Source organism: Oryzihumus leptocrescens, assembly GCF_006716205.1.
Taxonomy (GTDB): Bacteria; Actinomycetota; Actinomycetes; order Actinomycetales; family Dermatophilaceae; genus Oryzihumus; species Oryzihumus leptocrescens.
Window position 1 is genome coordinate 1,951,799 of sequence record NZ_VFOQ01000001.1, and the last position, 18,798, is coordinate 1,970,596.

General features: G+C 72.1%; 16 protein-coding genes. 2 read left to right on the top strand and 14 right to left on the bottom strand.

The window, feature by feature from the left end:
- Positions 1-84 precede the first annotated feature (84 nt).
- From dxs to FB474_RS09235, 12 genes are all read right to left on the bottom strand, one after another.
- Complete coding sequence (dxs, locus tag FB474_RS09180) at positions 85-1,968, bottom strand: 1-deoxy-D-xylulose-5-phosphate synthase (RefSeq protein ID WP_141788365.1); 1,884 nt, start codon at positions 1,966-1,968, stop codon at positions 85-87.
- A 58-nt stretch (positions 1,969-2,026) separates the two neighbouring features.
- Positions 2,027-4,126: a glycogen debranching N-terminal domain-containing protein gene (locus tag FB474_RS09185; protein ID WP_141788366.1), complete on the bottom strand. Its 2,100-nt coding sequence runs from the start codon at positions 4,124-4,126 to the stop codon at positions 2,027-2,029.
- A gap of 104 nt (positions 4,127-4,230) precedes the next feature.
- Positions 4,231-4,452: a hypothetical protein gene (locus FB474_RS09190; RefSeq protein WP_141788367.1), complete on the bottom strand. Its 222-nt coding sequence runs from the start codon at positions 4,450-4,452 to the stop codon at positions 4,231-4,233.
- Between the two features lie 23 nt (positions 4,453-4,475).
- Positions 4,476-4,841 (bottom strand): hypothetical protein, encoded by a 366-nt coding sequence (locus FB474_RS09195; protein WP_246092109.1) that lies wholly within the window; start codon positions 4,839-4,841, stop codon positions 4,476-4,478.
- Between the two features lie 81 nt (positions 4,842-4,922).
- On the bottom strand, positions 4,923-6,146 hold the full coding sequence (locus tag FB474_RS09200; protein ID WP_425465315.1) for a sugar ABC transporter permease: 1,224 nt from the start codon (positions 6,144-6,146) through the stop codon (positions 4,923-4,925).
- 59 nt (positions 6,147-6,205) lie between these two features.
- Entirely contained in the window at positions 6,206-7,012 is an 807-nt protein-coding gene (locus FB474_RS09205; protein WP_141788368.1) for an ATP-binding cassette domain-containing protein, read from the bottom strand.
- A 10-nt stretch (positions 7,013-7,022) separates the two neighbouring features.
- Positions 7,023-8,111, bottom strand: coding sequence for an ABC transporter substrate-binding protein (locus tag FB474_RS09210; RefSeq protein ID WP_141788369.1), 1,089 nt, complete (start codon positions 8,109-8,111; stop codon positions 7,023-7,025).
- 116 nt (positions 8,112-8,227) lie between these two features.
- The gene (locus FB474_RS09215; protein WP_141788370.1) at positions 8,228-9,406 is read right to left on the bottom strand and encodes an ROK family transcriptional regulator; all 1,179 of its coding nucleotides are present in this window, start codon (positions 9,404-9,406) and stop codon (positions 8,228-8,230) included.
- Positions 9,407-9,594: 188 nt separating this feature from the next.
- Positions 9,595-12,378, bottom strand: a complete 2,784-nt coding sequence (acnA, locus tag FB474_RS09220) for an aconitate hydratase AcnA (protein ID WP_141788371.1) — start codon at positions 12,376-12,378, stop codon at positions 9,595-9,597.
- Between the two features lie 39 nt (positions 12,379-12,417).
- A complete protein-coding gene (locus FB474_RS09225) occupies positions 12,418-12,894 on the bottom strand; it encodes an acyl-CoA thioesterase (RefSeq protein WP_141788372.1) in 477 nt (158 codons plus the stop codon).
- Positions 12,891-14,135 carry a class I SAM-dependent RNA methyltransferase gene (locus FB474_RS09230; protein ID WP_221632492.1) on the bottom strand — a complete coding sequence of 415 codons (1,245 nt, stop codon included), beginning with the start codon at positions 14,133-14,135 and terminating at the stop codon, positions 12,891-12,893. The genes FB474_RS09225 and FB474_RS09230 overlap by 4 nt, the downstream gene beginning before the upstream one ends.
- A complete protein-coding gene (locus FB474_RS09235; protein WP_141789903.1) occupies positions 14,132-16,090 on the bottom strand; it encodes an APC family permease in 1,959 nt (652 codons plus the stop codon). Before FB474_RS09235 ends, FB474_RS09230 begins: the two co-directional genes overlap by 4 nt.
- 114 nt (positions 16,091-16,204) lie before the next feature.
- Here FB474_RS09235 and FB474_RS09240 point away from each other — a divergent pair, with 114 nt between their 5' ends.
- Together FB474_RS09240 and FB474_RS09245 are read left to right on the top strand one after the other, a co-directional pair.
- A complete protein-coding gene (locus tag FB474_RS09240) occupies positions 16,205-16,867 on the top strand; it encodes a potassium channel family protein (protein WP_141788373.1) in 663 nt (220 codons plus the stop codon).
- 31 nt (positions 16,868-16,898) lie between these two features.
- A complete protein-coding gene (locus FB474_RS09245) occupies positions 16,899-17,585 on the top strand; it encodes a potassium channel family protein (protein ID WP_141788374.1) in 687 nt (228 codons plus the stop codon).
- Positions 17,586-17,681: 96 nt separating this feature from the next.
- Here the strand turns inward: FB474_RS09245 and FB474_RS09250 are convergent, their stop codons facing one another.
- Positions 17,682-18,392, bottom strand: coding sequence for a DUF3159 domain-containing protein (locus tag FB474_RS09250; protein WP_246092110.1), 711 nt, complete (start codon positions 18,390-18,392; stop codon positions 17,682-17,684).
- The gene (locus tag FB474_RS09255; RefSeq protein WP_141788375.1) at positions 18,382-18,786 is read right to left on the bottom strand and encodes an OB-fold nucleic acid binding domain-containing protein; all 405 of its coding nucleotides are present in this window, start codon (positions 18,784-18,786) and stop codon (positions 18,382-18,384) included. The genes FB474_RS09250 and FB474_RS09255 overlap by 11 nt, the downstream gene beginning before the upstream one ends.
- Between the last annotated feature and the right edge of the window lie 12 nt (positions 18,787-18,798).

The window sequence follows — 18,798 nt, forward strand, 5'->3', positions numbered from 1 at the left end:
GACCGCGATGGGCTCCGTCCAGGACGTGAGGTGGCCCGCCCCGCTCAGCCGGCGGTGTGCTCGTGCTGGCTCTGCCGGAACGGCTCAGCCGGCGGCGTGCCCGAGCCGTGCCGCGAGCGCCGTGGCGATGGCGTCGGTGGTCAGCCCGACCTCCTCGAGCAGCTGCGAGCGCGACGCGTGCTCGAGGAACCGCTTGGGGATGCCGTGGCAGTGCACGGGCTGGGACAGCCCGGCCTCACGCAGGGCGCGGGTGACGGCCGAGCCGATGCCGCCCTCGACGAGGTTGTCCTCGATGACGGCGACCGCGCCGGCCTGCCGTGCGGCGTCGACGACGTCGTCGCCGACCGGCAGCACCCAGCGCGGGTCGACGACCCGGATGCTGTGCCCCTGGGCCTCGAGCTTGGCGGCGACGCCGAGCGCCGTGGGGGCGAGGGACCCGACCGACACCAGCAGCAGGTCGACCGGCTCGCGGCCGGCGGGGCCGTGGAGCACGTCCACGCTCCCCCACTGCTCGGTGGCCACCACCGGGTCGGCGACATCGCCCTTGGGGAAGCGGATGACGGTCGGGGCGTCGGACACCTCGACGGCCTCGCGCAGCTGCCGGCGGACCTGGTCGCCGTCGCGTGGGGCGGCCAGGCGCAGCCCCGGCACGATGTTGCCCAGCGTCATGTCCCACATGCCGTTGTGCGAGGCCCCGTCGCTGCCGGTGATGCCGGCGCGGTCGAGGACGAAGGTCACCCCCGCCTGGTGCAGCGCACAGTCCATGAGCAGCTGGTCGAAGGCCCGGTTGAGGAACGTGGCGTAGACCGCGACGACCGGGTGCATCCCACCGAACGCCAGACCCGAGGCCATGGTCACGGCGTGCTGCTCGGCGATGCCGACGTCGAAGACCCGGTCGGGGAACTTCGCCGCGAAGCCGTCGAGGCCGACCGGGATGAGCATGGCCGCGGTGATCGCCACCACGTCGGGCCGACGCTCCCCGATGGCGCACATCTCGTCGTTGAACTCATCGGTCCAGATGCGCCCGCCGGCCTCGAACGGCAGGCCGGTCTCGGGGTTGATGACGCCGACGGCGTGGAACTGGTCGGCCTCGTCCTCGATCGCGGGCTGGTAGCCGCGGCCCTTCTGGGTGATGACGTGCACCAGCACCGGACCGCCGTACGCGCGGGCGCGCCGGAACGCGTGCTCGAGCGCGGTCTCGTCGTGCCCGTCGACCGGGCCGAGGTACTTCAGGCCCAGGTCCTCGAACATGCCCTGCGGGGCGACGATGTCCTTGAGGCCCTTCTTGACGCCGTGCAGGGTCTCGTACATCGCCGAGCCCACGACCGGCGTGCGCGACAGGGTGTTCTTGCCCCAGTCCAGGAACCGCTCGTAGCCGCGCGTGGTGCGCAGCGTGGCCAGGTGGTCGGCCAGGCCGCCGGTGGTCGGCGCGTAGGAGCGCTCGTTGTCGTTGACGACGATGACCAGGGGCAGGTCCTTGTCGGCGGCGATGTTGTTGATCGCCTCCCACGCCATGCCTCCGGTCAGCGCGCCGTCACCGATCACGGCGACGGTGTGCCGGCCACGCTCCCCCTTCAGGCGTCGCGCCTTGGCGATGCCGTCGGCCCACGAAAGGGCGGTCGAGGCGTGGGAGTTCTCGACCACGTCGTGCACGGACTCGGCGCGGCTCGGGTAGCCCGACAGGCCGCCCTTCTTCTTGAGCTTGCTGAAGTCCTGTCGCCCGGTGAGCAGCTTGTGCACGTAGGACTGGTGCCCCGTGTCGAAGACGATCGCGTCGCGTGGGGAGTCGAACACCCGGTGCAGGGCGATGGTCAGCTCGACCACGCCGAGGTTGGGGCCGAGGTGGCCACCGGTCTTGGAGACCTCCGTCACCAGGAAGTCGCGGATCTCCGCGGCCAGCTGAGGCATCTGCTCCGCGGGCAGCGCCCGCAGGTCAGCAGGGCTGGAGATCGTCTGCAGCACACCCACGATGGAAAACAGTCCTTCCGCACACACGGCTCGAGTCGATCGAGTCTAGTTGTTCCCCTCAGGCGACGGTGATGGCCACCTCCGAGGGTGCACCCAGCACCTCGGTGGTGCCATCCGCCAGACAGCGCACCCCGAAGCGGTGGCCGGCGAAGCGCAGCCCGTGCACGGTCATCGCCCCGTATGCCGCGGGGCGGGCCGGACGCAGCACGAGCCGCCCCGCGGGGGCGTCCGGCTCGAACCCCAGCGCGACGGTCAGCAGGGCGGCGGCGGAGGCCGCAGACCACGCCTGGGGCCGGCAGGACGCCGGGTAGGGGGCGGGCTGGTCGAGCACGCCGGACCCGGCGTACAGCTCGGGCCAGCGGTAGCCGAAGGGCACCGCGGCGGCCAGCAGGCTGCGGCCGACGGCCACGGCCGGGTCGCGGTGGCCCTCGCGCACCATGCCGAGGGCGCAGATCGCGGTGTCATGGGTCCACACCGAGCCGGTGTGGTAGCCGATCGGGTTGTAGCCGCCGTTGTCGTCGGCGAGGGTGCCGATTCCGTAGCGGCCGAGCATCGTCGGCCCGGTCAGGGTGGCGCTCACCCGGGCGGCCTCGTCCGGGTCCAGCGTGCCGGTGCCGAGGACGTGGCCCATGTTGGAGCCGACCCCGTCGACCAGGGCGCCGTGCCCGTCGACGGCGATGCCCAGGTAGGGCCCGTCCGCGCCCTCGGCCCAGTACCGCTGCCGGAACCGGGTGCGCAGCCCGTCGGCCCAGGCCCGCAGCTCGGCGGCGCCGTCCTGCCCGAACGCGTCGAACAGGGTGGCGGCCGCGTCGGCCGCCTCCACGGCGTACGCCTGGGCCTCGACCAGGGCGATCGGGCCGTCGGCGACCCGGCCGTCGCGCCAGCGCACCGAGTCGGCGGAGTCCTTCCAGCCCTGGTTGGCCAGACCGGTGCCCGTAGTGTCGAGGTACTTCAGCAGCCCGTCGTCGTCGGGCGCGGCGTGCTCGGTCAGCCACCGGGTCGCGGCCCGCAGGTGCGGCAGCAGGGCCACCACCTCCACCTCGGGCAGGCCCCAGCGCCACGCGTCGTGCAGCAGGCTCACCCACAGCGGCGTGGCGTCGATCGTGCCGTAGTAGACCGGCGGCAGCGCCAGACCCTTGACCTCGTCGACGTATGCCGTGCGACGCACCTCGTGCGGGATCTTGCCGGGGGCCTGCGCGGAGGCGGCGTCGACGACGGTGCCCTGCCGCCGGGCCAGGGCGCGCAGGGTGCCGCCCGCCAGGGTGGTCCCGAACGGCAGCGCCATGCGCGCCGCCCAGAGCGAGTCGCGGCCGAACAGCGTGAGGTACCAAGGCGTCCCGGCGCCGGCATAGACGTCCTCGGGGGCCTGCGGGTCGGTCAGGGTGAGGTGGCGCAGGTCGCTCATCCCCATCGCCAGCGCCGGCCCCAGCCGCGGGTCGTCGGCCTCGACGGCGACGTCGTCCCAGTCGAGGCGCGCGGCACCGCCGTCGGCGTCCAGCCCGGAGGTTCCCCGCCGGGTCACGAGGACCGTGAGCGTGACGGTGGCGCGCTCCCCCGGCGGGACCTCCAGCGGGAAGGAGGCGACGGCGCCGTCCGCGCCCGCCGAGAGCTGCGACGGTGCCGGGTCGAAGGAGACGACGACCTCGTGGTCCTCGTCGCCCCATGTGACCTGCCCGTCCCGCACCAGCGCCGGCAGGGGCGACCCCTCGGCGATGCCGGACTTCACCCGGCTGATCGGCGCCGCGTCGCCGGCGAGGCGCACGACCAGGTCGGCGACGACCGGGGCGTCGGCGCGCGAGCGCACCTCGACCTGCTCGCGGATCCCCTGGGCCACGACCTCGCGGCGGCGCAGGACCTCCACCGTCGGGTCCGACCCGGGGTTGCCCAGGTGACGGGCCGAGCCGAGGAACTCTGAGCGTTGCCCGGCACTGGCGGCTGCGACCGGCGCCGTGGCCTGGTCCCCCAGCCGGACGTGCAGCACGGACAGGACACGTCGGTCGTCGACGAACACGCCCTGGGCGCCGGCGCCCTCGACCTGGCCCGAGGCGGCGGACAGCGCGGTGACGTTCCCGCTGACGCAGATGCTCAGGTCGTGCAGCCAGGGCTGCTGCGGCTCACCCGACCGGGCGGGGGTGTCGGGTGCGGCGTGCTCGGGCATCGGGGGCGCTCCTTGGGTGCGGTGCCGGTCACGGGCCTGCGGCGGCCGGGGCCACCAGCAGCCTGCCCACCTTCTCACCGGCGGGAGCGCCCGTCGCGGCCTGCCTAGGAGCCGGGATTGTCGCGGTCGCGCCGGCGCGCGCGCAGCGTCCGCTCCCCCAGCACGTAGAGCGCGACGCCGGCGATGATGAGCACGATGCCCACGACGGCCCAGAACGCCACGCCGGACATGGCGCTGCCACCGAGGACACCGGTGCCCTGCAGCGTCCAGAGCAGGCCGACGAGGGCCACGAGCACGCCGACCGGCTTGAGCAGGGTGCGGTTCACCTCGCCATTGTCCCCCGCCTGCGTCACAGGCGCGGGATGAACCGTCGGCCCTGCATCGCCTCGTGCAGCAGCTCGGCGCTGCGCCGGGCGGCGCGCAGCCGCACGCCCTCGGCCTCGAGGTCGGCCAGCACCTGGTCAAGGGCCTCCGGGGTGAGGTGGTCACCGAGCTCGACCCGGGCCTCGCGGTAGGCCTGGCGCATCGCCTCGAGCTGGGCGTCGACGTGACGCACCGTCACCCAGGCGAGCGCGACCGGGTGACGCCGCCACCCGGCGTACCGGCGGTAGTCGGCCGGGCACTGGTCGAGCAGCCAGGACACCGCGGGCACCTGCCAGTCGGGGGTGTCCGGCGGTGGCACCTCGAGGGGCCAGCCGGGTGGGGTCGCGCGCACGCCACCAGTGTGGGCGCCGCCCCTGACAGGCCGAGGGGCCCGGCCGGGTGGCCGGGCCCCTCGGTGGGACGGGTACGTCGCTCAGGCGCGACCGTGGGCGGCGCGGCTGCGCCGGCTCAGCGAGTCGATCGTCACCGCGAGCAGCAGCACCGCACCGGTGACCATGAACCGGATCGAGGAGTCGAGGTTCAGCAGGCTCAGTCCGCTGGAGATCGACTGGATCACGATGATGCCCAGCAGCGCCGAGTACGCCGAGCCGCGACCACCGAAGAGGCTGGTGCCACCGATGACCGCCGCCGCGATGGCGTTGAGGTTGGTGTCACCGCCACCGCTGCTCTGGTTGACCGCTGCGAGCCGGCCGGCGGCGAGGATGCCGCCGATGGCCGCGAACGTCGAGCACAGCGCGAAGATCGACAGGTAGATGCCCCGCACGTTGATGCCCGAGCGGCGGGCCGCCTCGACGTTGCCACCCACCGCGAAGACCGAGCGGCCCCAGCTGGTGCGCCGCAACGCGATGTCCATGATCACGACGAAGACGACGAACAGGATGAACATCCACGACACGCCGCGGTCCTGGTTGAGCACGATGACCGGCACCAGCAGGATCACCGCCAGGCCGACCGCCCGCGCCACGAGCATCGTGGTCGGGGCCGTGGACAGGCCCGCCGCGGCCCGGCGTGAACGCGCCGCCAGACGGCTGCCGAGGTAGGCCAGCACGACGAGCGCGATGACGACGTAGGACACGATCGGCGTCAGGAACTGCAGCTGGGCGAACTCGACGATCGGCGAGGTGAAGGGCAGGTTGAGCGAGCCCTCCTTGCCCAGGATGTAGAGCTGCAGGCCGAGGAAGCCGAGCAGGCCGGCGAGGGTGATGACGAAGCTCGGCACGCCGAAGCGGGTGTAGAGCGCGCCGTAGAACAGGCCGACGACCGTGCCGGTCAGCACGGCGGCGATGATGGCGAGGGGCAGCGCCCAGCCGTGCTGGGTGAGCCCGACACCGAGCACGGCGGCGGCCAGACCGCTCACCGAGCCGACGGACAGGTCGATCTCGCCCAGCAGGAGGACCAGCACGACGCCGATGGAGATGGTGCCGATCGCTGCGCTCTGCAGGGTCAGGTTGACCAGGTTGCGTGGGGAGAGGAAGTCCGGGTTCAGCGCCTGGAAGACGCCCCAGATGACGATGAGGCCGATGACGACCGGCAGCGAGCCGAGGTCGCCGCTGCGCAGCCGGGTGGTGAACACCGAGACCGCGCCGGAGAACCCGCGCGAGGCGATGAGCCGCTCGTCCTGCAGGTCGGCCGGCAGGGCGGCCTGCAGCTCCTCGGTCTCGGTGGACGTGGCCTGCTGGGGGCTGGATGAGGTGGTCACGACGTGCTCTCCTGCGGGGTGCGGCGGGCGGCTCGCTCCGAGACGGCGTTGGTGGTGGCGCCGGTGATCGCGGCGATGATCTCCTGCGAGCTGGTCTGGCTGACCTGGTAGATGCCGTTGTTGCGACCCAGCCGCAGCACGACGACCCGGTCGGCCACGGCCATGACGTCGGCCATGTTGTGGCTGATGAGGATGACGCCCAGGCCCCGCTCGCGCAGCCGCTCGACGAGGTTGAGCACCTCCGCGGTCTGGGCGACGCCCAGGGCCGCCGTCGGCTCGTCGAGCATGACGACCTTCGGCTCGCCGAGCAGCGAGCGGGCGATGGCGACCGTCTGGCGCTGGCCGCCGGACAGGCTCGCCACCGGGATGCGGACCGACGGGATCTTGGCCGAGAGCTGGCGCAGCAGCTGCCAGGACTGCCGCTCCATCTCGACCTCGTCGAGCTGCCGGCGGTGCTTGAGCTCGCGACCGAGGAAGAGGTTGCCGACGACGTCGAGGTTGTCGCACAGGGCCAGGTCCTGGAAGACCGTGGCGATGCCGAGGTGCTGGGCCTCGGCCGGGCTGCCGATGTGGACCTGCTTGCCGTCGAAGCTCATGTGGCCCTCGTCGGGGCTGTAGACCCCGGCGATGGTCTTGACCAGCGTCGACTTGCCGGCGCCGTTGTCACCAACCAGCGCCACCACCTCACCGGCACGCACGTCCAGCTCGATGTCCTTCAGCGCCTGCACGGCGCCGAACCTCTTGGATACGCCTGTCATGGACAGGACCGTGTCGGTCGCTGCCGGTGAGGTGGTGGTCGTCATGGTTCCTTCCTCAGCTCAGGCCCGCGGCGGCGCACGCCTTGGCGAAGTCGCCGGTGCAGATGGCGGTGACCGGGTAGACGCCGTCCTTGACGACGGTGTCCTTGATGTTGGTCTTGGTCACGGCCACCGGGATGAGCAGCGTGGACGGGGTGTTCTGGTAGGTGGTCTGCGACTGCGGCTTCTGGCCGTTGGCCAGCGCCACCGCCGCGTTGGCGGCGTCGGTGGCCTCGGGCTTGATCGCCTTGTAGACGGTCATGGCCTGGTCGCCGGCGAGGATGCGCTGGATGGCGGCGAGCTCGGCGTCCTGACCGGTCACCGGCGGCAGCGGGTTGACGCCGCCACCCTTGAGGGCGGCGATGGCGCCACCTGCGGTGCCGTCGTTGGCGGCGTAGACGCCGACCAGGCCGGACTTGACCGCGGTGAGCTGGCTCTCCATCCACGCCTGGGCCTTGTCCGGGCTCCAGTCGGGCGTGTCGTACTCGGCGGCGACCTTGTAGCCGCTGGAGTCGAGGACGCTGTGCGCGCCCTTCTTGAACTGGCCGGCGTTGTTGTCGGTCGGCGCGCCGTTGATCATCACGATGTTGCCCGAGGTCTTGCCGGCCTTCTTCATGAGGTCGACGAGGGTCTGGGCCTGGAGCTGGCCGACCTTCTGGTTGTCGAAGGAGACGTAGTAGTCGACCGGGGCGCCCGAGATGAAGCGGTCATAGGCGATGACCGGGACCTTGGAGCTCTTGGCGCTGTTGGCGATCGAGGCCGCCGCCTTGCTGTCGACCGGGTCGAGGACGAGGACGTTGGCGCCCTGGGTCAGGGCGGACTCGGCCTGCTGCTGCTGCTTGGCGGCGTCCTGGTCGGCGTTGGAGTAGATGATGGTGCAGGTCGGGCACTTGGCCTTGACGGCCGCCTCGAACAGCGGGCGGTCGAGCTGCTCGTAGCGAGCCGTCTTGGACTCCGGCAGGAGCAGCGCGATCTTCTTGGCACCGCCGGAGCTGGAGCCACCGGAGCTGGAGCTGCTGCTGCCGCTGCTGCAAGCCGCGACGGACGAGAGGGCCAGCCCGGCCGCGAGGCCGACGCCGGCGAGCCGGGCGATCGATGAAGTCATGGGGTCTCCTCGGACGTGGATGCCCGCCACGGTGTCGGGCTGAGGCTGAGTCAAGACCCCGGCGCGGTTGGCGTCAAGGCTTGAATTCAATATGCCCGAAACGTGACCGAAACTTCTCAGCCGGCGACGCGCCGGGCGTCACTGTGGAGCTGTGCGGCGACAGCCAGGGCTCCCACCAGCTCGGCCTCCTCCCCGAGCTGCGCCCCGACAACCTCCACGCTAGCCGCGGCGGACGGGATTGCACAGCGATCAATGGCCTCTCGCAACGGGGAGAGCAGCACGTCACCGACCCGGGCGAGCTGCCCGCCGACGACGATGACCTCGGGGTTGAGCAGGTTGACCAGGCCCGCGGCAGCCACCCCGATGTGCCGGCCCGCGTCGGCCACCACGCGGCGGCACCCGGGGTCGCCCGCCTCGGTCCGGTTGAGCACGTCGCGCAGCGTCAGCTCGCCGTGCGAGACGGCCAGCGCGTCCAGCAGCGCGCGCGACCCGACGAAGGTGTCGAGGCACCCTCGGTTGCCGCACCGGCAGACCGGGCCGTTCTCGTCGATGGTGACGTGGCCGATCTCCCCTGCCGTCCCCGCGCTGCCGCGGAAGACCTCGCCGTTGATGATGAGCCCGGCCCCGATGCCATATGACGCCTTGATGTAGCAGGCGTTCTGCCGTCCCCGCAGGGAGCCCGCGCGGAGCTCCCCCAGCGCCGCCAGGTTGGCCGTGTTGTCCAGGTGCACCGGCACGCGCAGCCGCCCCGACATCTCCTGCGCCACCGGCACCCCGCGCCAGCCGGGCAGGACCGCCTCGGACCCGACCTCGCCGCTGACCGTGTCGACCGGGGCGGGCAGGCCGAACCCGGCCGCGGTCAGCCCGTCCATGCGCCCGCCGACCCGGTCGACGAGGTCCCCGACCAGGCGCGCGGCCCGCTCCATGCCCTCGTCCGCGTGGTGGTCGGCCGGCAGCGGCATCCGCTGGCGGCCCAGGATGTGCCCGGTCGTGTCGCTCACGGCCACCCGGATGTCCCGGTCGCCGAAGGCCACCCCGGCCAGCAGCCCCTCCCCCGCGGCCAGCGAGACCAGGACGGCGCGCCGGCCGCTGCGGACGCTCGGGGCGAGCGACACCACCGAGGCCGCGGCGAGCTCGCGCACGAGGTTGGACACCGTGGCCGGCGACAGGCCCGTGACGCCTGCGAGCTCGACCTGGGTCAGGGCACCGTGCTGCTCCACCGCCTCCACCACGCGGGCCTTGTTGGCTTCACGCAGTGAAGTCTGGCTACCGGGGGCGCCCTGCGTTGGCTTCACGGCGTCAAGATAACCGCACGCCCCGCCCGGAGGACAGTCACCGCCGGGATTGGTATGCCGCACGGCCGGCACCCGGGTGCGCGCGCCACGGGCCGCGCCCACCCGGCATACCGTCGCGCGCAGCGGTACGCACACGCGGACGGGCCCGGCCACCCGAAGGTGACCGGGCCCGTCGCGGGGCGGTGACGTCAGCCGTTCACGAGGGAACGCAGGACGTACTGCAGGATTCCGCCGTTGCGGTAGTAGTCGGCCTCACCGGGGGTGTCGATGCGCACGATCGCGTCGAACTCGACGCTCTCGCCACCCTCCCTGGCGGCCACGACCTTGACGGTCCGCGGCGTGGTGCCGTCGTTGAGAGCGGTGACCCCGGTGACCGAGAAGGTCTCGGTGCCGTCGAGGCCGAGGCTGTCGGCGCTCTCGCCGGCGGGGAACTGCAGCGGCAGCACGCCCATGCCGATGAGGTTGGAGCGGTGGATCCGCTCGTAGGACTCGGCGATGACCGCCTTGACGCCGAGCAGGCGCGTGCCCTTGGCGGCCCAGTCGCGGGAGGAGCCGGAGCCGTACTCCTTGCCGGCCAGGATGACCAGCGGGACGCCGGCCTCCTGGTAGGCAGCCGCGGCGTCGAAGATCGCGGTCTGCTCGCCGCCGGCGAGGAAGTTGCGGGTGAAGCCGCCCTCGACGCCGTCCAGCAGCAGGTTCTTCAGCCGGATGTTGGCGAAGGTGCCGCGGATCATGACCTCGTGGTTGCCGCGGCGGGAGCCGTAGGAGTTGAAGTCCTTGCGCTCCACGCCGTGCTCGGCCAGGTAGCGGCCAGCCGGGCTGTCGGCCTTGATCGAGCCGGCCGGGCTGATGTGGTCGGTGGTCACCGAGTCACCCAGCTTGGCCAGCACGCGGGCGCCCTCGACGTCCTCGACCGGGGTGATGTCCATGGACATGCCCTCGAAGTACGGGGGCTTGCGCACGTAGGTGGACTCGCCGTCCCACGCGAAGGTCTCGCCCTCGGGCGTGGGCAGCGACTGCCAGCGCTGGTCGCCGGCGAAGACGTCGGCGTAGTCCGTGGAGAACATCTCCTGGTTGATCGAGGTCGCGATGGTGCGCTCGACCTCGTCCGGCGTGGGCCAGATGTCGCGCAGGAACACGTCGTTGCCGTCGGTGTCCTTGCCCAGGGCGTCGGTCTCGAAGTCGAAGTCCATCGTGCCGGCGAGGGCGTAGGCGATGACCAGCGGCGGCGAGGCCAGGTAGTTCATCTTCACGTCCGGGTTGATCCGGCCCTCGAAGTTGCGGTTGCCCGAGAGCACCGAGGTGACCGCGAGGTCGTTCTCCTGCACCGCGGCGGAGACCTCCTCCGGCAGCGGGCCGGAGTTGCCGATGCACGTGGTGCAGCCGTAGCCGACCAGGTGGAAGCCCAGCTTCTCCAGGTAGGGGATCAGGCCGGCCTTCTCGTAGTAGTCCATGACGACCTTGGACCCGGGGGCCAGGGAGGTCTTGACCCACGGCGCCGAGGCCAGGCCCTTGTCCACGGCCTTCTTGGCCAGCAGCGCCGCCGCGAGCATGACCGAGGGGTTGGAGGTGTTGGTGCAGCTGGTGATCGAGGCGATCGCCACGATGCCGTGGTCGAGCTCGACCTCCTGGCCGCCGGCCAGCGCGACCGTCACGGGGCGCGAGGACCGGGTGGAGCCGTCGCCGGTCAGGGCCGGGGCGGAGCCGCCGTTGGCCGGGCTGTCCGGGGTGGGCGGGTCGCTGGCCGGGAAGCTGTCGCCGAGGACGTCGTCACCCTCGCGGTGCTCGACGTACTCCGGCAGCACCTTGCGGAAGGAGGTCTTGGCGTCGGTGAGCGCGATCCGGTCCTGCGGACGCTTCGGGCCGGCGATGGAGGGCACGACCGTGGACAGGTCGAGCTCGAGGTACTCGGAGTACTTCGGCTCCACGCTGGCGTCGTGCCACAGGCCCTGCTCCTTGGCGTAGGCCTCGACCAGGGCGACCGACTCCTCGGAGCGGCCGGTGAGGCGGAGGTACTCGGTGGTGACCTCGTCGATCGGGAAGATCGCGCAGGTCGAGCCGAACTCCGGGCTCATGTTGCCGATGGTGGCGCGGTTGGCCAGCGGCACCGCCGAGACGCCCTCGCCGTAGAACTCGACGAACTTGCCGACGACGCCGTGCTTGCGCAGCATCTCGGTGATCGTCAGGACGACGTCGGTTGCCGTTGCGCCCGAGGGGATCTGGCCGCTGAGCTTGAAGCCGACGACGCGCGGGATGAGCATCGAGACCGGCTGGCCCAGCATGGCCGCCTCGGCCTCGATGCCGCCGACGCCCCAGCCCAGGACGCCCAGGCCGTTGACCATCGTCGTGTGCGAGTCGGTGCCGACGCAGGTGTCGGGGTAGGCCACGCCGTCGCGGACCATGACGGTGCGCGCCAGGTGCTCGATGTTGACCTGGTGGACGATGCCGGTGCCGGGCGGGACGACCTTGAAGTCGTTGAACGCGGTCTGGCCCCAGCGCAGGAACTGGTAGCGCTCCTTGTTGCGCTGGTACTCCAGCTCGACGTTGCGCTCGAAGGCGTCGGCGCGGCCGAAGACGTCGGTGATGACCGAGTGGTCGATGACCAGCTCGGCCGGGGCCAGCGGGTTGATCTTCGTGGCGTCGCCACCGAGCTCGGCGACGGCCTCGCGCATGGTGGCCAGGTCGACCACGCAGGGCACGCCGGTGAAGTCCTGCATGATCACGCGGGCGGGCGTGAACTGGATCTCGGTGTCGGGCTCAGCCGAGGGGTCCCAGCCGGCGAGGGCCCGGATGTGGTCGGCGGTGATGTTCGCGCCGTCCTCGGTGCGCAGGAGGTTCTCCAGCAGCACCTTGAGGCTGTAGGGCAGGTTCGCGCTGCCGTCGACCGCCCCCAGGCGGTAGATGTCATAGGACGCGTCGCCCACCTGCAGGGCGCCTTGTGCTCCGAAGCTGTTTGCGCTCGTGCCGCTCACGGCCGGCTCCTTCCACCATTTATCTTGACGTCAAGATATCTAACCACACGTCGGTCGGGCCGGGACAGCGGGGTCGACCCCCTGACCCGACCGATCCTGCTCCAGCGCCGTGCGCAGGCCAAGGGGGATCGGCGCCTTGGCCCGGTCGGCGACGGTCACGCACACGTAGGTGATGGACACGTGCGCGCACGACTGCCCGTCCCGCTCCCCCGGGCTGGTCCGCTCGATGTCGTAGCCCAGCCGGAACGAGGTCGAGCCGATGTGCTCCACGCGCACGCGCACCCGGGCCGACTCGAACGCCTGGAGGCTGTCGACCCAGTCCAGCTCGGCCCGGCGCAGCACGGCGTCGTAGCCGGACTCCCGCAGCGTGCGGTAGCCGTGGCCGAGGTGCTCCAGGTAGGCGCTCATGGCCTCGTCGCACCACCCGAGGTACCACATGTTGAAGACCACGCCGAGGGAGTCGACCTCGAAGAAGCGCACGTCGACCGGGTAGCCGAAGGCGCTGTCGCCGCTCACTGCCCGTCCTCCGCCGCGAGCGGCTCGAGGATGGCGATGCACTCCATGTGGTGGGTCATCGGGAAGGCGTCGAACGCCCGCAGCGACCGTATGCCGTAGCCCGCCTCGCGCGCGTAGGCCACGTCCCGGGCGAGCGCGGCCGGGTCGCACGCGACGTAGGCGACCAGCCGCGGCCGCAGCGCGGCCACCTCGCGCACGACGTCGCGCCCGGCGCCGGTGCGCGGCGGGTCGAGGACCACCAGGTCGGCGCTCACCTGCTGCTGCAGCAGCGGCCGCAGGGCCCGGTCGACGCGGCTGCGCCGGACCTCCACCTGCGGGCGGGAGTGCACGTTGCGCCGGGCGTCCCGCACGGCGCGCTCGTCGGACTCGACCGCGAGCACCGCTCCGTCCTCCCCCACCGCGTCGGCGAGGGCGACCGCGAACAGGCCTACCCCGGCATACAGGTCGACCGCCCGCTCCCCCGGCTGCGGGGCCAGCTCGGCGAGGACGTGGCCGACGAAGGTGGAGGCGGCTCCGGGGTGCACCTGCCAGAAGCCGCGGGCGCCGACGCGGAAGTCCTCCGACCAGCCACCCGCCTCGACGTGCTCGCGCACGTGCGGCGCGGCCTTCTCCCCTGTCGGGAGCAGCACGGTCACCACACCGGGTCCGGCGCTGGGGGCGATCACGTCGACGGCGGTCGACCCGCGCCAGGTCCGCTCCAGGACGCCGCTGTCGACGACCTCCTGCGTGGCGATGAGGCAGTCGTCGACCGGGACGACGTCGTGCGAGCGGTGCTTGCGCAGCCCGGGACGCCCGTCCGTGTCGACGGCGAACTCCACCCGCGTGCGCCAGCGCAGGCCCTCGGTGTCGCCGGGCACCGGCTCCACCGGGACGTCGACCGTGAGGCCGGCCAGGCGCTGGAACTGCTCGGCCACGACGGCCGCCTTGAGCTCGCGGCTGTAGGCCAGGTCCGCGTGCTGGAAGTCGCAGCCGCCGCATCGCCCCGGCCCGGCGAACGGGCAGGGTGGGGTGACCCGGTGCGCCGAGGGCTGCAGGACCTCGACGGCGTCACCGCGCAGGAAGCGGTCGCCCTCCTTGCCCTCGGTGACCTCGACCCGGACCCGCTCCCCCGGCAGCGCGTGGCGGACGAACACCACCCGCCCGTCGTGCCGCGCGACGCAGTGCCCACCGTGGGCGACCGGGCCGACCTCGACGACGAACTGCACCCCGACCAGGGAGCCGCCCTGCGCGCGTTCGGTCACGAGCCCCGCCGGATGGAGCCGGCGCGCGGCCGGTCGAGGCGGTCCTCGACACCCTCGGAGGACCGCAGCTGCCACGGGACGCTGGCGACCATCACGCCAGGGGTGAACAGCAGGCGTCCCTTGAGGCGCAGGGCGCTCTGGTTGTGCAGCACCTGCTCCCACCAACGCCCGAGGACGTACTCGGGGATGTAGACCATGACCACGTCGCGCGGGCTGCCACGGCGGACCGACTTGACGTAGTCCACGACCGGGCGGGTGATCTCGCGGTAGGGCGAGTCGAGCACCTTCAGCGGCACCGGGATGTCGCGGCGGTCCCACTCCTGCTGCAGCGACCTCGTCTCGTCCGGCTCGACGTTGACGGTGATCGCCTCCAGCACCGAGGGCCGCGTGGCCCGGGCATAGGCCAGGGCCCGCAGCGTCGGCTTGTGGATCTTGGAGACCAGCACGACGGCGTGCACGCGCGAGGGCAGCAGCTGGGCGTCGGAGTCGGTCTCGGCGACGTGGAGCTCCTCGCGGACGCGCCGGTAGTGCCGGGAGATGGCCTGCATGAGGACGTACAGCACCACCATGGCGGCGATCGCGTAGCCGGCCCCCTTGACGAACTTCGTGGCCAGGACGACGAGCAGGACGGTGCCGGACATGACCGCGCCGATGCTGTTGATGATGCGGCTGCGCATCATCCGGGCCCGCACCTTGGGGTCGCGCTCGGTGCGCAGGTGGCGGTTCCAGTGCCGGATCATGCCGGTCTGGCTCAGCGTGAACGAGACGAAGACGCCCACGATGTAGAGCTGGATGAGCTTGGTGACCTCGGCGTTGTAGATGAAGATCAGGAACGCCGCGGCACCGGCGAGGATGAGGATGCCGTTGCTGAAGGCGAGGCGGTCGCCGCGGGTGTGCAGCTGGCGGGGCAGGTAGCCGTCCTTGGCCAGGATCGAGGCCAGCACAGGGAAGCCGTTGAAGGCGGTGTTGGCGGCCAGCACGAGGATGATGCCGGTGACGATCGAGACGAACACCACGCCGACCGGGAAGCCGGAGAAGACCGTCTTGGCGAGCTGGCCGATGATCGTGTCCTGCTGGTAGGCGGGGCCCACCGGGTGGCCGTTGATCCAGAGCTGGGTGGCGGGGTTCTCGGCGTACTTGATGCCGGTCATCCGGGTCAGCGTGATGATCGACATGAGCATGGTGACCGCGATCGTTCCCATGAGCAGCAGGGTCGTGGCCGCGTTGCTGCTCTTGGGCTTCTTGAAGGCCGGGACGCCGTTGGAGATCGCCTCGACGCCGGTCAGCGCGGCACAGCCGGAGGAGAAGGCGCGCAGCAGCAGGAACATCGCGGCGAAGCCCATGATCCCGCCCGAGCCGGGCTCGGGCAGGAGGGTGAACCTCGCGCTCTCGGCCTGGGGCAGGTGACCGAACGCCGCGCGGGCGAAGCCGAACAGGCCCATGCCGATGATGCCGAACATGAACGCGTAGACCGGGACCGCGAACGCCGAGCCCGACTCGCGCACCCCTCGCAGGTTCATGGCGGTCAGCAGGACGACCAGGGCGATGGCGATCGGCATCTCGTGGCCGCGCAGGAACGGCATCGCGGCCGCGGCGTTCTGCACCCCGGAGGAGATCGACACCGCGACGGTCAGGACGTAGTCGACGAGCAGCGCGCTGGCCACGGTGAGCCCGGCGCGGGGGCCGAGGTTGACGGTGGCGACCTCGTAGTCACCACCCCCGGAAGGATAGGCGTGGACGTTCTGCCGGTAGGACGCGACGACGACCAGCATGACGAAGACGACGCCGAGGCCGATCTGCCAGGAGTGGGTCGTCGCGAAGGCGCCGCCGGCCACCGCCAGGGTCAGGAAGATCTCGTCCGGTGCGTAGGCCACCGAGGAGAGCGCGTCACTGGCGAAGACCGGGAGCGCGATCCGCTTGGGAAGCAAGGTCTCACCGAGCCGGTCGCTGCGCATGGCGCGACCCACGAGGAGGCGTTTGAGGACACGACCGGTGGTGGGCACGTCGCAACTCTAGGGCGCTCTGGCCGGGCTGCGCGGCCCGCACCCCCTCCGGTGTAGCGTCGGCGCGTGCACTTCGTCATCATGGGCTGCGGCCGGGTCGGCTCGACGCTCGCCCTGAGCCTTGAGAGCCAGGGCCACGACGTGGCCGTCATCGACCAGAACAGCACGGCGTTCCGGCGACTGGGCAGCACGTTCGAGGGCAAGCGGGTCACCGGGGTCGGCTTCGACCGCGACACGTTGCGCGAGGCGGGCGTCGAGGACGCCTACGCCTTCGCCGCGGTGAGCAACGGTGACAACTCCAACATCCTCGCCGCGCGGGTGGCCCGCGAGACCTTCGGCGTCGAGCACGTCGTCGCCCGCATCTACGACCCCGGCCGCGCCGAGGTCTACCAGCGGCTCGGCATCCCCACCGTCGCCACGGTGCGCTGGACGGCCGACCAGATGCTGCGCCGGCTGCTCCCCCAGGGCTCGGTCCCGGAGCACACCGACCCCAGCGGCCAGATCCTCATCGCCGACGTCCCGGTCCACGCCGGCTGGGTCGGCCGCCGGATCACCGAGCTGGAGTCGGTCACCGGTGCGCGGGTGGCCTACCTGACCCGCCTCGGTGAGGGCCTGCTCCCGGCCGCCGACACCGTCTACCAGGACGGCGACATCGTCCACCTGGTCACGACGACCGGCACCCTCACCAGCGTCGAGCAGACCCTCGACCAGCCGCCGCCCGCCCACTGAGCGCCCGCCCCAGAAAGGACCCACGCCCACCATGCGCGTAGTCATCGCCGGCGCCGGCAGCGTCGGCCGCTCCATCGCCCGGGAGCTCCTGCACAACGGGCACCAGGTGCTGCTCATCGACAAGGACGCCGACGACGTCCAGGCCGGGCGCGTGCCGGAGGCCTCGTGGCTGCTGGCCGACGCCTGCGAGATCACGGCCCTGCACGAGGCCGGGCTGGCCGACTGCGACGTCGTGGTCGCCGCCACCGGTGACGACAAGGCCAACCTGGTCGTCTCGCTGCTGGCCAAGACCGAGTTCGGCGTGCCGCGCACGGTCGCCCGGGTCAACAACCCCAAGAACGAGTGGATGTTCGACGAGGCGTGGGGTGTCGACGTGGCCGTGTCCACGCCGCGCCTCATGACGGCACTCGTCGAGGAGGCGGTCAGCGTCGGCGACCTGGTCCGCATCTTCCAGTTCCAGCAGGGCACCGCCACGATGGTCGAGCTGACCCTGCCGCCGGACAGCCCGTTCGCCGGCAAGCGGGTCGGTGACATCCCGTGGCCCGGTGACAGCGTGCTCGTGGGCATCATCCGTGAGGACCACCCGATCGCCCCCAGCCGCGACGACTCGGTCGAGGCCCACGACGAGCTGCTCTTCCTCACCACCCCCGAGGTCGAGGACGCGCTCGAGGCGATGCTCAGCCCTGGCAACCGGGTGCCGCGCGGCGCCGAGGGCTGACCACCGGACCCGGACACAGACCTCGAGGGGGCGGCCGCGATGTGCGGCCGCCCCCTCGTCGTGTCCGGTGTGTGCCGGGTGGCTGGGTCGGGTGGCTCAGTCGGTGGGACGCGCCCCGGCCGCGAGGTCCTCGGCGGCGGCCCGGGTGCGCCCACGCATGAGGATCGCGGCCATCACTGCGACGGCGGCGAGGTAGGCGGGCCAGCCGAGCACCAGCTTGGCGACGCCGAGCAGGGTGACCTGCGAGGCGGCATACAGGGGGCCCATGACGACCAGGCGCAGGGCGTAGAGCCCCACGAGGACCAGCGTGAGCCGCTGGCACACCCGGACCAGGCCGGCGTCGCGGCGCCACGCCGTGGGGTCCTCGGCCATGCGGGGGTCCCCCGCGGCGACCACGAAGCCGACCAGCGGCCAGCGGGTGACCACCGACAGCAGGGCCATGAGCATGAGCCCGGCGTTGGTGAGGATGCCCGGCAGGAAGGCGGCCTCGGCGCGCCCGCTGCGCAGCGCGAACGCGGCGGCCACCGCCGTGGCCAGGACGGAGCCGAAGACGTAGCGGGGGGTCTGGCGCGCCACGAGGCGCACCAGCAGCAGCACCACCGCCAGCACGGCGGAGGCGACGACCGCCGTCATGACGTCATGCCGCCACGCCCAGGCGGCGACGAACGCGACCGTCGGCAGGGCGGCCTCGACCGAGCCGCGCAGGCCGCCGACCGCGGCCGAGAGCCGCGCCCGGATGAGCTCCTCGACCGTGGGCGCGTCGGCAGGCTCGGGCACCGCGGTCGGGTTGGTCGGGTCAGTGGCCACGGGTCGGCTTGATGTCGTAGGCGGGGTTGAACATCGTCGGCACCCCGCGCTGGAAGGTGACCCGGCCGCGCACCGTGAGGTAGGTGCCGGGCTCGATGCCCTTGATCTCGCGGCGCCCCAGCCACACCAGGTTGAGCCGCTGGCTGCCGTCGTAGAGCTCGGCCACCAGGGCCGGCACGTTGACCCGCGGGCGCAGGGTCACGCTGCGCACCGAACCGCAGACGCTGGCGGTCTGGCGGTCGACGAGGTCGGCGATCGGCGTGCCCCCGAGCCGGTCGGCGTCTGCCTGCAGCTCACCGGCATCGAGCTCGGCCTGGCTCTTGGTCAGGCGCGCGGTCAGGCGGTGCAGCAGGCCGGACTCCTCGCGGGGTCGCGCGCGTTCGGCCTCGGTCATGGTGACGGCCAC